Annotated in this window: 10 protein-coding genes and 1 pseudogene; 2 read left to right on the top strand and 9 right to left on the bottom strand. The window is 73.8% G+C overall.

All coding sequences use genetic code 11. From position 1 onward, the window contains the following. Positions 1 to 384: 384 nt before the first annotated feature. The 6 genes and pseudogenes from ACZ5GP_RS17585 to ACZ5GP_RS17560 all read right to left on the bottom strand — a co-directional run bounded on the left by ACZ5GP_RS17585 (position 385) and on the right by ACZ5GP_RS17560 (position 7,035). A complete protein-coding gene (locus ACZ5GP_RS17585) occupies positions 385 to 1,359 on the bottom strand; it encodes a nucleoside triphosphate pyrophosphohydrolase (protein ID WP_468751687.1) in 975 nt (324 codons plus the stop codon). Positions 1,360 to 1,423: 64 nt separating this feature from the next. Continuing rightward, the gene (locus ACZ5GP_RS17580; RefSeq protein WP_468751686.1) at positions 1,424 to 2,098 is read right to left on the bottom strand and encodes a SurA N-terminal domain-containing protein; all 675 of its coding nucleotides are present in this window, start codon (positions 2,096 to 2,098) and stop codon (positions 1,424 to 1,426) included. A 274-nt stretch (positions 2,099 to 2,372) separates the two neighbouring features. Continuing rightward, positions 2,373 to 2,609: pseudogene (locus ACZ5GP_RS17575) on the bottom strand (MBL fold metallo-hydrolase); the annotation flags it as partial. A 156-nt stretch (positions 2,610 to 2,765) separates the two neighbouring features. Continuing rightward, entirely contained in the window at positions 2,766 to 4,289 is a 1,524-nt protein-coding gene (locus ACZ5GP_RS17570; protein WP_468751788.1) for a protein kinase domain-containing protein, read from the bottom strand. 41 nt (positions 4,290 to 4,330) lie between these two features. Beyond that, complete coding sequence (locus tag ACZ5GP_RS17565) at positions 4,331 to 4,858, bottom strand: hypothetical protein (protein WP_468751685.1); 528 nt, start codon at positions 4,856 to 4,858, stop codon at positions 4,331 to 4,333. 122 nt (positions 4,859 to 4,980) lie between these two features. Further along, a complete protein-coding gene (locus tag ACZ5GP_RS17560; RefSeq protein ID WP_468751787.1) occupies positions 4,981 to 7,035 on the bottom strand; it encodes an N-6 DNA methylase in 2,055 nt (684 codons plus the stop codon). A gap of 195 nt (positions 7,036 to 7,230) precedes the next feature. Between ACZ5GP_RS17560 and ACZ5GP_RS17555 the strand changes: the two genes are divergently transcribed. Further along, positions 7,231 to 7,968 carry a hypothetical protein gene (locus ACZ5GP_RS17555; RefSeq protein WP_468751786.1) on the top strand — a complete coding sequence of 246 codons (738 nt, stop codon included), beginning with the start codon at positions 7,231 to 7,233 and terminating at the stop codon, positions 7,966 to 7,968. A 31-nt stretch (positions 7,969 to 7,999) separates the two neighbouring features. On the opposite strand, the gene ACZ5GP_RS17550 is transcribed toward ACZ5GP_RS17555, so the two are convergent. From ACZ5GP_RS17550 to mfd, 3 genes are all read right to left on the bottom strand, one after another. Then, entirely contained in the window at positions 8,000 to 8,722 is a 723-nt protein-coding gene (locus ACZ5GP_RS17550; protein ID WP_468751684.1) for an HNH endonuclease family protein, read from the bottom strand. Then, positions 8,719 to 9,420: an MOSC domain-containing protein gene (locus ACZ5GP_RS17545; RefSeq protein ID WP_468751683.1), complete on the bottom strand. Its 702-nt coding sequence runs from the start codon at positions 9,418 to 9,420 to the stop codon at positions 8,719 to 8,721. The genes ACZ5GP_RS17550 and ACZ5GP_RS17545 overlap by 4 nt, the downstream gene beginning before the upstream one ends. A gap of 97 nt (positions 9,421 to 9,517) precedes the next feature. Beyond that, complete coding sequence (gene mfd, locus ACZ5GP_RS17540; RefSeq protein WP_468751682.1) at positions 9,518 to 13,048, bottom strand: transcription-repair coupling factor; 3,531 nt, start codon at positions 13,046 to 13,048, stop codon at positions 9,518 to 9,520. Positions 13,049 to 13,258: 210 nt separating this feature from the next. Here mfd and ACZ5GP_RS17535 point away from each other — a divergent pair, with 210 nt between their 5' ends. Beyond that, positions 13,259 to 14,719, top strand: coding sequence for a DUF2079 domain-containing protein (locus tag ACZ5GP_RS17535; RefSeq protein ID WP_468751681.1), 1,461 nt, complete (start codon positions 13,259 to 13,261; stop codon positions 14,717 to 14,719). Positions 14,720 to 14,768: the final 49 nt, after the last annotated feature.

The raw sequence follows: 14,768 nt of genomic DNA, 5'->3' as shown, positions 1-14,768 counted from the left end.
CGTGCGTGCGGGTGCGTCGTGGTTGCTCGCGCCGTTCCCCGCGCCCCCAAGGGGCGGGCTTCGCCGCCCTCCTCGCCTGCGGCGGGCCCTTCCCGTGCGTGCGGGTGCGTCGTGGTTACTCGCGCCGTTCCCCGCGCCCCCGAGAGGCGGGCTTCGCCGCCCTCCTCGCCTGCGGCGGGCCCTTCCGTGCATGCGGGTGCGTCGTGGTTGCTCGCGCCGTTCCCCGCGCCCCCAAGGGGCGGGCTTCGCCGCCCTCCTCGCCTGCGGCGGGCCCTTCCCGTGCGTGCGAGTGCGTCGTGGTTGCTCGCGCCGTTCCCCGCGCCCCCTGGGCGGGGCTGCGCCCGCCCTTCCGTGCGGGCGGGCTTTGCCCGGTCCCCTTGGGGGTCAGGAGGCCGCGGTTTCCGCCGCTCGTACTGCGTCTCGGTACGTTCGGGTCGTCTTGCGGAGGGCCTCCTCCGGGTCGATTCCCTCCGCTTCGGCGGTCAGGGCCAGGGTCAGGAGTTGGTGGCCCACGCCCTCGCCCCGGGGGAGTTGGACGTTCAGGCCCGCCGTCCGTACGCGCGAGGCCAGTTTCGCGGCCAGGGCCAGGGAGGGCTGGGCCAGGGGGACGCCCTCGGTGAGGGAGGTGCGCTGCTTCTCCTCGGCCTTGGTGCGCAGCCAGTGCGCCTTGACGTCCTCGGGGGTGTCCGCCGAGTCGTCGCCGAAGACGTGCGGGTGGCGGTGGATCAGCTTCTCCACGATGCCCGCCGCCACGTCGTCCACGGAGAACGGCTCCTGCGCGTCGTCCTCGGCGATACGGGCGTGGAAGACCACCTGGAGCAGTACGTCGCCGAGTTCCTCGCGCAGCTCCTCGCGGTCGCCGTCCTCGATCGCCTCGACCAGTTCGTACGCCTCCTCGATCGCGTACTTCGCCAGGCCCTCATGCGTCTGCCGCGAGGACCACGGGCACTCGTCGCGGATCTGGTCCATGACCTGGACCAGGTCGAGCAGGCGCGCGCCGGGCAGGTCGTAGGAGGCGGGGAGCAGTTCCAGCTCGGGCATCGCGACGCGGCCGGAGCCGGCGAGGCGGGCCAGGCCGTCGGTGAGGGGCCGCTCGCCCTCGGCGGTGGCGACGACCAGGACCGTGCGGCCGCCCGCGCAGGCGGCCACCAGTTCCTCGGCGGTGGGCGAGGCCTGCGTCACGGCCACGCCCGCCTCCCGCAGATACGGCAACTGGGGGTGCCCGGCGTCGGCGCAGAGCACCTCGTCGGCCCCGTGCAGCGCCTGCCAGGCGGGCCACGACAGGAGGCCGGGGGCGACGCGGTGGCTGGTGGTCAGCAGGATGACTCGGCCGACGGCCGCAGCGGTGGTGTCGTTCACCGGACGAACGTAACCCTCGGGCGTCCGGCGGGCACAACCCGGCCCACGACCGGCCGGCCGGCGGCTATGCCTCGCGGTCCCCGGCGGGCGCCCCGGACCCGGTGACCTGGCGCACCCACGGCGTCTTGGCGTCCGCGCGCCGGTTCTTGTCGACGTCCCACGTGCCGTACCGGGGGTTGAGGTCGATGTCGAGCTTCTTGGAGGCCTGGGTCAGGGCCTTCCAGAAGAGGGCCTGGCCCTTCGGGGAGTTCATGTCGGCGCCGAGGCTCTTGGCGAGCTTCTGGGCCTCGATCTCCGTGCGCAGGTTGTCGTCGAGGCGGGCGGGGGCGACGCCGTACTGCTGGAGCCACCCCACCTCCAGGGCCTTCCTGCCGCCCGCCTGCTGCTCCAGGTCCGCCCGCATGGTCTGGATGTCGCGGCGCGTGACACGGACCCCGGCGTCGGTGGCGGCGCGGTGCAGGACCTTGTCGAGGACCATCGTGTTCAGCGTGTCGCGGGTGAAGCCGCCGGACTTGGCGATGGTCTGCGCGTACTGCGCGTCGTCGGGGGTGGCGGCCCGCTGCGCGGCGCGCACCTCGTTCACCCGGCTCTCCAGCTGCGCGACCGTGATGCGGTCACCGCCGACGACGGCCGCGGCGCCGGGGTGCGCCTCGCTGCCGCAGGCGGTGAGGAGGGGCGTCGCGGCGAGCGCGGCGGTGGCGAGGACGAGCGCGGTGCGACGGCTGGTGCGGCGGTGCAAGGTGGGCCTCCCGGTGGAGATTGTGCGGCGGTGCACAAAGTCTTGCGGTGATCGATGGTAGGCAGTGACCGTCTTCTCGGCCAGCTATTCGACAGCTATTGCCCCCAACGATTTCCCGGGCTCCTGGGCACCCTCCGGCCACCGTTGTCCTGACGCGGCGCCGCACGCGGCCGGTTGGTGGTGCGGGAGGTGAGGTCCGGAGGGCCGGGTCGACGGGGGGCTGTGTCAGCCGGCGCCCGATCGTGTCCGGCGTACGGGCCCGGCGCGGGTGGGGTCAGTCGCGGACGCCGAAGTCGACGCGGTCGGCGAGACCGGCGGCGGCGAAGGCGGTGACCGGTTCGTCGCGGCCCTCGGTGAAGTGGGCCCAGCTGTCGTAGTGGACGGGGACGACGCGGCCGGCGTCGAGGATCTTCGCGGCCCGGGCGGCCTGGGCGCTGTCCAGGACGATCACCTCGCCGTCGAAGAAGTCGGGGAAGCGGGGCGCTCCGGCGAAGCCGTCACGGCGATCAACGACGCGATGACCCGCGTCCCCACCGCGTCCTTGCTGCTGTGGGACGAGAGGACCGGCCCCCTGCCGGGCCGCCCGACTGACCGTCCGCCCCGCCCGCGCCTACGCCCGCCGCACCGCGACGGACTGACGAGGCCACGGCCACGTTCGAAACACGCCCTAACCGCGCACCTGTCCGAGCCACTGGAGGGTCCGGCGGATCTCCGCCGGGAAGGGATGGCCCGGCCCGTGCAGCAGCTCCGCGTCGTGCAGCAGCCGCGCCAGTGTGTCGTGGGCGGCGCCCCGGTCGCCGAGCGCCAGCAGCAGCTGGCCCATGCGGCGGCGGATCTCCAGGGACTGGCGCCGGTCGTCGGTCGCGTACTGGTTCTCGTAATAGGGGAGCAGCGCGCGGTACTCGGCGAGGGCCGCGGCCGGTTCACCGAGCTGCTCCAGGCACTGCGCGGCCTCGTAGCGGAACTGGAGCGAGTGCGGGTCGGCGTGGCCGGACTCGGCGGCCCGCTCGTCGGCCAGGCGCCGCAGCTCGGGCAGGGCGCGGCGGTACTGGCCGTCGTCCATGAGCGTGGCGGCGTACTGCTTGCGCAGCGTGCGTACGACGGGTGAGTGCTCGCCGTGTTCGGCGGCCGCGGCCGGCAGGATCGCGCCGAGGATGTCGACGGCCTGGGTGATGTGGCCCTGGCCGAGGAGCCGCTTGACGTCCTCGACGGCCCGGACGACGTCCTGGCGCGGCGGCGCGCCGGGCGGCCGCGGTGGTATGCCGGGGGTGGGCGCGGGCGTCGCGGCGCGGTCCGGCCAGGGCGCGTGCGGGCGCAGGAAGGGCCGGGTGGGGTCGAGGGGGCGGCCCGAGGGGGTGCCGCGGGCGGGCAGCAGCGGCGCCAGTTCCTCGTAGACCTGCTGGGCGCTGCCGGGCCGGTGCTGGGGGTCCTTGGCGAGCAGCCGCAGGACCAGGGCCTCCAGTGCCTCGGGCACCTCGGGGCGCAGCCGGCGCACGGGCAGCGGCGGCTCGTAGAGGTGGCGGTGCAGGACGCCGAGGGCGGTGGAGCCGGCGAAGGGCACCTCGCCGCTGAGGAGTTCGTGCATGAGGACGCCGAGCGCGTAGAGGTCGGTGTACGGGCCGACGGCACCGCCCATCGCCTGCTCGGGCGCCATGTACGCGGGGCTGCCGATCGGCGAGCCGGTGTGGGTGAGGCGGGTGGTGTCGGTGTCCATGACGGAGGCGATGCCGAGGTCCAGGACGCTGATCGTGCCGTCCTGTTTGACCATCACGTTCCGCGGCTTGAGGTCCCGGTGCACGATCGGCACCGCGTGCACGGCGGAGAGCACGGCACACAGCTGCGCGGCGACGGCGACCGTCCACTGCCAGGGGTAGGGGTCGTGTTCGGCGAGGTGGTCGCCGAGGTCCGCGCCGTCGACGTACTGCATGACGAGGAAGAGGGCCCCGTCCTCGGAGGGCTCGCTGCCCGCGTCGTGCACGGTGACCAGGCCGGGGTGGTCGACCTGCGCGGTGACGCGGCACTCGCGCACGAAGCGGCGGCGCAGCTCCTCGGCCTCGGCGCCCGCGACCCGGTCGGGGCGCAGCAGCTTCACGGCGACCCGGCGGTCCAGGCGCTGGTCGTAGGCCGTCCAGACCTGGCCCATGCCGCCCTGGCCGATGAGCGTGGAGAGTTCGTAGCGTCCCGCGACCACCCGGCCGCCGCGGCCGGCGGCCCCTGTCCCCTGCGTCACGGTCAGCGGCCGCCCTGCTGCTTGCGCAGGTAGTCGCTGAGCTCGTCCAGCTCGGCGCGGACCTGGTGGATGCGGACGGGCGCGGGCGACGCGGGCGGGGGCGGGGTGTCCTGGACGGGCGGCGCCTGCGGATAGCCGTACGCGGGCTGGACCGGGGGCGGCGCGTAACCGGTGAAGGCCGGCTGCCGGAGGCGGCCGAAGTGGCGTATCTCCGCGAAGAGGTAGTAGGCGACGGCGGCCATCAGCGTGCAGAGCAGGACAATCATGCCCGCGTTGCCCGGCCCCTGGAACTCGTCCTCGCCGGGGTCCACGCCGATCAGCACGAGCGCGGTGACGTCGAGTGCCGTCGCAAGGGCGAAGACGCCCCAGTCGTGTGCCTTGCGGGTCATGATCGCGAGCCGCAGCAGCGGCGCCCACGCGAGCAGACCGCAGGTCATGACGGCGAGCACGACGAACATCACGCGCAGCGTCAACTGCGAACCCCCCGCCGCGGGCGGCGGTTGCTGCGGCGCGTAGCCGTGGCCGTGCATGGCTGCTCCTGGTACCTGAAGGACGAACGAACGCGGATCGAGCGTATAGGCCGACTCCGGGAAGCGGTCCCGGGTTGTACCGAACCGTTGTCGTACTGCTCACGCGGGTGCAGGGCAGGGCCTCACTCCGGGGGCAGCGCGTCCTCCGTCAGTCCGTCGTGCATGCCGCGCACCAGCCGCTCCCCGAACCGGCCCACGAGGCGCAGCGCGTCCTCGAAGGCGGCCAGTTCGCGGAACCGCTCGCTGTACGCGCGCTGCCCGGCGAGCGGCAGCCGGGGCAGTTGCAGGCGGCGCACGTCGAGCCGGGCGGCGGTGGAGGCGTAGCTGCTGGCACGGCGGTGGCCCGCGGTGCCGCGCAGGAAGCCCGCGAGGAACCACGGGTCGAGGGCGGCCGGGTCGGGGCGCAGCAGGGTGAGGCCGCGGCCGAGCGCCGCGCCCGCGGTGGCCTCGTCGACGACGAGGGCCGCGGCGCCGCCGCCGAAGACGGGGACGACGACGTCGCCGGGCTCGGTGCGCACGACGGTGTCGTCCGGCGTGCCGTCGAGGGCGGCCCCGGAGGGCGCGCCGCCGGTCAGGACGTCGTGGTCGGTGAGCACGGGCGTGCCGGCGCTTCCCGCGCCGGTGCCGGTGTGCAGGGTGAGGGCTCCCGCGCGGGCCAGTTCGCCGACGGTGGTCACCGGTGGGTGCGGGGTGCCCGCCGCCTCCTTCGGGGTGAGCGGCGGAGTGAGGTCCGCGGCGCGGCGCAGTGCCTCGCCGAGGCTCTCCCGCACGGTCGCCAGCTCCGGGGCGTCGCCGCCGGCGGTGGCGGGCGGCAACCGGCGGGCGGGGGCCAGGTCGACCTCGTCGTCGAGGAGTTCGAGGACCGGCACCGAGCGGGCGAGGCCGGGCCGCTCCTCGGCGGTGCCGTGCCGGTCGAAGTGGTGCCAGACGTCGAGCACGGCGTCCCGCACGGCGGGCCAGGGCTGCTTGTCGCGGCCGTCGGCGGCCAGGACCCCGGCGGCCTCCACGAGCAGCAGCTCGGGCGCGGGCCGCGTGGCGGGGCCGGGTCTGCGCAGCACCCAGATGTGCAGGGGGAGGTTGTACGGGGGAGCCGCGCCGGCGGGCAGCGCGATGACCGCGCGCAGGGCGCCGCGGCGCAGCAGGTCGGCGCGGATGCGGCGGCCCGAGCGGCGGGAGGCGGCGGCGGGCGGCATCAGCAGGACGGCGGTGCCGCCGTCGACGAGGCGGGCCAGCGCGTGCTGGACCCAGGCCAGTTCGGATTCGGCGCGGGCCGGGAAGCCGTACTCCCAGCGGGCGTCGTAGGCCAGTTCGTCGTGGCCCCAGTTGCGGTCGTTGAACGGGGGGTGGCAGAGCACGGCGTCGGCCCTGCGGTCGTCATAGGCGTCGGCGCGCAGGGTGTCGGCGGCCATGGTGCGCACGCTCGCGTCGGAGTGCAGGGCGAGGCGCAGGGCGGTGAGGGCGGCGAGTTCGGGCGCGCTGTCCTGCCCGTACAGGTGCCGGCCGGGGCGCTGGGGCACGGCGCGCAGCAGGGCGCCGGCGCCGCAGGCCGGGTCGAGGACGGTGCGGGCGGGGCCGGCGAGTTCGGCCATGAGGGCAGCGGGGCCCGGGGGCGTGAGGGTGTACTGGCGGGGGTTGGCGTCGGTCTGCCGGCCCAGCAGGAACTCGTAGGTCTGCTGGGCTCCCAGTTCGGCGGCGAGTTCGGCGACGGCGCGCAACAGCGGTGCGGAGGGCAGGAGTTCGGTGGGGCCGGGGACGCGGACCGCCCGTTCGCGGCGGGTCCCGAGGCGCGCGGTGACGACGTCTTCGAGTTCGCCGGGCAGCAGCCGCGCCAGCCGTTCGTCCGACACGGCGGCGAGTGCGAGCCAGGCGGGCGGTCTGTCGCGGATCAGGAGCAGGGCGCAGCCCGCGTGCAGGAGCGCGGTGACGGGCCCGGCGGGGTGTCCGGCGAGTTGCTGCCAGACGCGTTCGCGCAGGGGGACCTGGACGAGCTTGCCCTGGGCGCGCAGCCACCGCTCGACGTCGGCGAGGGCGAAGGAGGGGCTGGTCTCCGTGCCGCCGACGGGTTTGGGGAAGTCCCCGTGTCGGCGGCGCCAGTTGCTGACGGCGGCGCGGCCCACCCCGGCCAGCCGGGCGATCCCGGCGGCGGTCACCTCGGTCACGTCGTCCCGCGGCTTCATCCAGCAGCTCCCCTCGTCGCGCGGGGTCAGTCGCGCGCCGTCGAGCATACCCAGACGATCACCGGCACGGACGGTTTCACGACTGTTAACCATCGACCTCCATGGCGCCGTGTTGACTCGGTTCACACGAATCTGTTGTGATGTCTCCATCAACCGACTTCCCCGGGGGGAACTCCCATGCGTCACCACCCGCGTCTGCGCCGTACCGCGATCGCCGCCGTCTGCCTCGCCACCGCCGCCACGGCGGGCCTCACGGCCTGCGGCAGCGAGAACGACAAGGCCGACGCCCCGAAGGGCCCCTTCGCCGGGCTGTCCGGCGGCGAGATCGCCGACAAGGCCGTCAAGGCGACCTCGGGCGCCACGTCCCTGCGCATCAAGGGCGACGTCCCGGACGGCGAGGCCGGTCTGATCTCGCTGGACATGGCCATGGACACCAAGGGCAAGTGCGCGGGCACCATGGGCATGAACAAGGAGGGCTCGATCGAACTGATCGTCCCGGGCAAGACCGTGTACATGAAGTACGACGAGAAGTTCCTGCGCGCGCAGAGCAAGGGAGAGTCCAAGGCCGACGTACAGGCCTCGGTGGACATGCTCGCGAACCGCTGGGTGAAGACGAAGGCGACGAGCGACGACGCGAAGGAGATCGCCGCGTTCTGCGACCTCGACGTCGTCCTCGCCGACTTCAAGGACGTCAGCTCCGACGCCCGCAGGGGCGGGACGACCAAGGTCGACGGCACCCCCGCCATCAAGCTCACGGAGACCGACGGCAAGGAGAAGTACACCCTCTACGTCGCCACCGAGGGCAAGCCCTACCTGCTGCGGATCGACACCCACAAGGGCGGCAAGGTCGACACCCTGCAGTTCACCGACTACGACAAGCCGGTGAAGGCGACGCCGCCCACCGGTGACGTCCTCGACCTCGACAAGCTGTAAGGCCCGCGGCCCGTCACCGGCGGCGTCGCCGTCAGCGGGCGTGGAAGCGGTCCGGGGCCCTCGTCGGGGCCGGACCGGTCGGCAGCTTCTTGTCGGGGCAGGTGGACAGCACCTTCCTCATCGCGTCCCGCTCGGCCGCCGTCACCCACACCCCGTACTTCTTCTTCACCCCGACCTGACCGGCCACGTATGTGCAGCGGTAAGCCTTGTTCGGCGGCAGCCAGGTCGCCGTGTCGCCGTCGCCCTTGCCGCGGTTGGGGCCGGCGTCGACGGCGAGGAGGTTCAGCGGGTCGTTGGCGAAGGCGATGCGCTTGCTCGGCTCCCACCGGGCCGCGCCCTTCTGCCAGGCGTCCGACAGCGCGACCAGGTGGTCGATGTCGACCTGGCTGCGACCGCGCCGGAACGTCACCTCCCGGCCGGTGTAGGGGTCGGGCGCGAGCTTGCCGGCGGCGACCTGGCAGTCCTTCCCCCGGTACACGACGTCCTTCAGGTCCCGCTTGAGTATGTCGTCCCGGGTCGGGCAGCCGTTGGAGTCCGTGTCGGCCCACGCGCTGCCGAACCGGCTCCGGTCGTACCCGGTCTTCGGCGCCCGGCCCTTGACGGTGAGCGTGTCGACGGACGCCAGCGCGGAGCCCGCCCCGGCGTCCGGCCCCGCGGCGCCCCCGCCGCCCTCCCCGATGCCGGCCCCGCAGCCGGTGAGCAGCGCGGGGACGGCGGCCAGCGCGAGCAGCGCGGAGGTCGTACGGCGGTTCATCGGGCGGCCACCTTCGCGCCGAGGGCCAGCGGGGCGGGGGTGAGGACCTCGGCGTACACGCCCGCGCACATGCCGCGGGCCTCGGCGAGAGTCTTCAGGACGCGTTCGTCGGCGGGCAGTCCGCGCTGGGCCTGGGTGACCATGACGCAGCGCTTGACGCGTCCGTCCACGCGCAGCCGCAGCGGCTCCCCCGAGCCGTCGCCGAGGGTGATCTCGCCGCCCACCCAGCTCTCCTCGATCCAGGGTTCGTCCGTCTCGACGACGATGTTCTTGCGCAGCCGCCGTACGTCGAGGGGGACGGCGTCCCCGAGCAGGTCGCCGATCGCGCGCAGCGAGGCGGTGCCGACGAGGGAGACCCCGGCGGCGTCCTGGTGGCCGACCTCGCCCTCACGCGCCAGCTCGACGCCCTCGCCGAACAGTTCGGGGACCCGGGGGTCGCCGGGGCGCAGCGTCGTGCCGTCCGGGGCCGTGACCTCGGGGGTGCCGTCGGCGTCGTACACGGCGCGGTACTTCATGAGGTCCGCGGCGCGGCGGAAGCGCCGGCTGTTCTTGCCGCTGCCCAGCTTGCCGTCCGGGTACCGAAGGGCCCACAACCGGTCGCCGACGACGCCGCGCGCGTCGAGGTCGAGGCGCTCGTGGTCCTCCCCGAGCATCGACTTCACCGGAAAACGGGCCAGACCGACAACCGTGAGCGACACGGCGCTCTCCCTCCCCTGGGCTGATTTCCCGGCCCCCACCGTAGCGGCGGCCGCCACCGTGGCGGCGGCCCGGCCCTCTCCCACCCCCGGACCCGCGCTACGACCCCAGGATCGTCGTCAGGAATTCCCCGACCCACCCGAGGAGTTCGCGGCCGACCAGCGGCTTGCCGCCGACCTTCGCGGTCTTGGGGCGCGGCACCAGGATCTGGTGGGCGTTCGCCCTGATGACCGTGCCCGGGTAGAGGCGCTTGAGCCGCAGCTCCTGGGACTCGCGCAACTCCACCGGCGCGAAGCGGATGTTGTTGCCCTGGAGGACGATCTCGCCGACCTCGCAGGCCCGCGCGAGCATCCGCAGGCCCGCGACGAGCAGGAGGTTCTCCACCGGCTCCGGCAGCTTGCCGTAGCGGTCGGTCAGCTCCTCGCGCACCGCCTTGACGTCCTCCTCCGTGGTGGCGGAGGCGATGGCCCGGTAGGCCTGCAGGCGCAGCCGCTCGCCGGGGGCGTAGTCGTGCGGGACGTGCGCGTCCACCGGCAGCTCGATCTTGACCTCCAGGGGCGGCTCCTCCTCCACCCCGCCCTCCAGCGAGGCGCGGTAGTCGGCCACCGCCTCGCCGACCATGCGGACGTACAGGTCGAAGCCGACGCCCGCGATGTGCCCGGACTGCTCGCCGCCGAGCAGATTTCCGGCGCCGCGGATCTCCAGGTCCTTCATCGCCACATACATGCCCGCGCCCATCTCCGTGTGCTGGGCGATGGTCGCCAGGCGCTCGTGGGCGGTCTCGGTGAGGGGCTTCTCCGGCGGGTAGAGGAAGTAGGCGTAGCCGCGGTCGCGGCCCCGGCCGACGCGGCCGCGCAGCTGGTGGAGCTGGGAGAGGCCGAAGTTGTCGCCGCGCTCCACGATCAGGGTGTTGGCGTTGGAGATGTCGATGCCGGACTCGACGATCGTCGTGGAGACGAGCACGTCGAACTTCTTCTCCCAGAAGTCCACGACGACCTGCTCCAGGGCCTGTTCGCTCATCTGGCCGTGGGCGATCGCGATCCGCGCCTCGGGCACGATGTCGCGCAGCCGGGCCGCCGCGCGGTCGATGGACTCGACGCGGTTGTGGATGTAGAAGACCTGGCCCTCGCGCAGCAGTTCACGGCGGATGGCCGCGCCGATCTGCCTCTCCTCGTAGGGGCCCACGAAGGTCAGGACCGGGTGGCGCTCCTCGGGCGGGGTGGTGATCGTGGACATCTCACGGATGCCGGTGACCGCCATTTCGAGCGTACGGGGGATGGGGGTGGCCGACATGGTGAGCACGTCGACGTTGGCCCGCAGCTTCTTCAGCTGCTCCTTGTGCTCGACGCCGAAGCGCTGCTCCTCGTCGACGATGACCAGGCCGAGGTCCTTGAACTTGGTCTCGGAGGAGAACAGGCGGTGCGTGCCGATGACGATGTCCACCGAGCCGTCGCGCAGCCCCTCCAGGGTCGCCTTGGACTCGGTCTCCGTCTGGAAGCGGCTGAGCGCCTTCACGTTGACGGGGAACTGGGAGTAGCGCTCGGAGAACGTGCCGAAGTGCTGCTGCACCAGGAGCGTGGTGGGCACGAGGACGGCGACCTGCTTGCCGTCCTGCACCGCCTTGAAGGCCGCGCGCACCGCGATCTCCGTCTTGCCATAGCCGACGTCGCCGCAGATCAGGCGGTCCATCGGGACCGTCTTCTCCATGTCCTCCTTGACCTCGGCGATCGTGGTCAGCTGGTCGGGCGTCTCCGCGTACGGGAAGGCGTCCTCCAGCTCGCGCTGCCAGGGCGTGTCGGGGCCGAAGGCGTGGCCGGGCGCGGCCATGCGGGCGGAGTACAGCTTGATGAGGTCGGCGGCGATCTCCTTGACGGCCTTCTTCGCGCGCGCCTTGGTCTTGGTCCAGTCGGCGCCGCCGAGGCGGTGCAGGGTCGGCGCCTCACCGCCGACGTACTTGGTGATCTGCTCCAGCTGGTCGGTGGGGATGTACAGCCGGTCGCCGGGCTGACCGCGCTTGGCGGGGGCGTACTCCACGACGAGGTACTCGCGGGTCGCGCCCTGGACGGTGCGCTGCACCATCTCGATGTAGCGGCCCACGCCGTGCTGCTCGTGGACGATGTAGTCGCCGGCCTCCAGGGTCAGCGGGTCGATCGTCTTGCGGCGGCGCGCGGGCATGCGCCGGCCGTCCTTGCCGGCCGCCTTCTGGCCCGACAGGTCGGTCTCGGTGAGGACGGCGAGCTTGAGCGCGGGGTCGACGAAGCCGAAGTCGATCGAGCCGCAGGAGACGTGCACCAGCGACGGCGTCAGCTCGGTGAGGTCGCCGTCCAGACGGGCCGCGATGCCCTCGCCGCCGAGGACCTCCACGGTGCGGGCGGCGGGGCCGTGGCCCTCGGTGACGTAGACGGTGCGCCAGCCGTCGGCGAGCCAGCCCTTGGTGTCGGCCAGCGCCTTCGCGGTGTCGCCGCGGTAGGACTCCGGGGCGTGCATGCCGAGCTTGAGGGTGTCCGCGTCCAGTTCCTCGTCGGCGGCGAAGGGGCTCACCGACCACCACATCATGCCGAGGTCGCGCGCGTGGTCCCGGACGTCCGCGATGCCCCACAGGGAGGCCGCGCCCACGTCGATCGGCGCCTCGCCGCCACCGGCCGTCGCCGCCCAGCTGGCCTGGAGAAACTCCTGCGAGGTCGCCACCAGGTCGGCCGCGCGCGTGCGCACCCGCTCCGGGTCGCAGACCACCGCCATGCTGTTCTTCGGCATGACGTCGAGCAGCAGCTCCATCTCGTCCACCAGGACCGGGGCGAGGGACTCCATGCCCTCGACGGCGATGCCCTCGGCGATCTTGCCGAGCAGCTCGCCCAGCTCCGGGTGGCGCTCGGCGAGGGCCGCGGCCCGCTGCCGTACGTCGTCGGTGAGCAGCAGCTCACGGCAGGGCGGCGCCCACAGGCCGTGCTCGGCGACCTCCAGGGAACGCTGGTCGGCGACCTTGAAGTAGCGGATCTCCTCGACGTCGTCGCCCCAGAACTCCACGCGCAGCGGGTGTTCCTCGGTCGGCGGGAAGACGTCGAGGATGCCGCCGCGCACGGCGAACTCCCCGCGCTTCTCGACCAGCTCGACCCGCGCGTACGCGGCCGCCGCGAGCGCGCCGACGACCTCGCCCAGGTCAGCGCTCTGCCCGGCGCGCAGGGCCACGGGCTCCAGGTCGCCCAGGCCCTTGACCTGCGGTTGGAGCACCGAGCGGACGGGCGCGACGATGACGGAGACCGGGCCGGTCTCGGGGTCGTCCGGGCGGGGGTGGGCGAGGCGGCGCAGGACCGCGAGGCGGCGGCCGACCGTGTCGGAGCGGGGCGAGAGGCGTTCGTGCGGCAGCGTCTCCCAGGAGGGGTAGTCCACGACGCCGTCCGGCGGCAGGATCGTGCGCAGCGCGGCGGCCAGGTCCTCCGCCTCGCGGCCCGTGGCCGTCACGGCGAGGACGGGGCGGCCGCTCTCGCGGGCCAGCGCCGCCACGGCGAAGGGGCGCGCCGCGGGCGGCCCGACCAGATCGACGTGCGAGCGGTGGCCGTCGGTGGCGGCCTTGACCGCCTCGGCGAGTGCCGCGTCCTTGACGACAGCGTCGAGCAGACCGTGCAGGCTCATGGAAGGCTTTCTCTCGGGCCGGGGGGCCTCCAGCCTACGACTCCGGGTCGGCCGGTGCGGGTCCTCGGCGCGGGGCGCCCGGTGGGGTGGGGCCGTGCCTGGCGCACAATGTTGCGACAACGGGATGGGAAGGCCCCCGCCACGGGGCTCCGCCCCGGACCCCGCTCCTCGAACGCCGGAGGGGCCGAATCTGACCAGGAAGTCACCCCCATGCCCGGAGCACAGCCCGACGCCCCCGCGCAGGAGCGCGGCGACGAGCTCATACCGTCGCGGGACCAGGCCCGTCCCGGCCCCCGCCCAGGGCGGCCCCGCGGCGTCTGGGACCGCGTCCCGCATCTCCTCGCCGCCGCGCTGTTCCTCGCATACGCCGTCGTGTCCGTCGGGCGCTACCGGCGCCTGGAGACCCGCTCCTGGGACCTCGGGATCTTCGAGCAGGCCGTGCGGGCCTACGCGCGTCTCCAGGCGCCGGTCGCCGACCTCAAGGGGCCCGGCGCCAACATCCTCGGCGACCACTTCAGCCCCGTCACCGCGCTCCTCGCGCCCGCCTACCGGCTCTTCCCCTCGCCCGTCACCCTGCTCGTCGCCCAGGCGCTGCTCCTCGCCGTCTCCGCGATCCCCGTCACGCGGGCCGCGACCCGGCTGCTCGGGCGGGTCTCGGGGCTCGCCGTCGGCGTCGCCTACGGCCTGTCCTGGGGCCTCCAGCGCGCCGCCGACTTCGACTTCCACGAGATCTGCTTCGCCGTACCGCTGATCGCGTTCTCCCTGGAGGCCCTGTTGCGGCAGCGGTGGCGGGCCGCGCTGCTGTGGGCGCTGCCGCTGATCGTCGTGAAGGAGGACCTCGGGCTCACGCTCGCCGCGATCGCGCTCGTCGTCGCGTTCCGCGCGCACCGGCGCGGCCACGCGAAGGCGGTGCCCGAGGCCCTCGCCGTCGCCGCCTTCGGCGCGGTCGCCACCCTGGTCACGCTCACCCTGGTCATTCCCGCGTTCAACTCGGGCGGCGCGTACGACTACTGGGACAAGGTCGGGGAGGGCGGCGCGGCCTCCGGGGCGTTCGAGGGGCTCGGCACGAAACTGCGCACCCTCGCCTGGCTGCTGATCCCCACCACCGGGCTGCTCGCCCTGCGCTCGCCGCTGCTGCTGGTCGCGCTGCCCACGCTCGGCTGGCGCTTCCTGTCCGGCGACGACCACTACTGGGGCACCGACTGGCACTACAGCGCCGTCCTGATGCCGGTGCTGCTGCTCGCCCTCGTCGACGCCGTGGACATCTCCCGCCGCAGCGGGCGGCCGTGGCTGCGCCAGTACGCCGACCGGCTGCCGGCCTGTGTCGCGGCCGCCGCGCTCGCCCTGACGACGTCCCTGCCGCTGGCGGGTCTCACCGAGGCGGGCACCTACCGCAAGAGCCGGGAGGTGGTGGCGGTGGAGCGGATGCTGGAGCGGGTGCCGGACAACGCCACCGTGGAGGCGAACATCGGGCCCATCAGCCGGCTCACCTCCCGCGCCCGCGTCTTCTGGGTGGGCGCGGCCCGCCCGGTCGTCCCCCGGTACGTGGCCCTCGACATCCGCTCGGGCTGGACGAAGGACCCGGTCGCGTACGCCGAGAAGCTGCACCCCGGCACCCATTACGTGGCGGAGGACGCCGCGTACGGGTACGTCCTGCTGCGCAGGGTCTGAGGCAAGGACCTCGCGCGGGGCACGGGCGGGGGCGCGGACGGCAGACGGC

It is taken from the genome of Streptomyces sp. NPDC031466, assembly GCF_055581265.1.
Note: the sequence above shows the minus strand (reverse complement) of the source record. Positions and strands in the feature narration are given on the sequence as shown.

Bases quoted from the DNA above. Each gene is read 5' to 3' on its own strand.
- ACZ5GP_RS17565 (WP_468751685.1), bottom strand. From the start codon at position 4,858: ATGCACGGCCACGGCTACGCGCCGCAGCAACCGCCGCCCGCGGCGGGG.
- ACZ5GP_RS17560 (WP_468751787.1), bottom strand. From the start codon at position 7,035: ATGAAGCCGCGGGACGACGTGACCGAGGTGACCGCCGCCGGGATCGCC.
- ACZ5GP_RS17550 (WP_468751684.1), bottom strand. From the start codon at position 8,722: ATGAACCGCCGTACGACCTCCGCGCTGCTCGCGCTGGCCGCCGTCCCC.
- mfd (WP_468751682.1), bottom strand. From the start codon at position 13,048: ATGAGCCTGCACGGTCTGCTCGACGCTGTCGTCAAGGACGCGGCACTC.
- ACZ5GP_RS17535 (WP_468751681.1), top strand. From the start codon at position 13,259: ATGCCCGGAGCACAGCCCGACGCCCCCGCGCAGGAGCGCGGCGACGAG.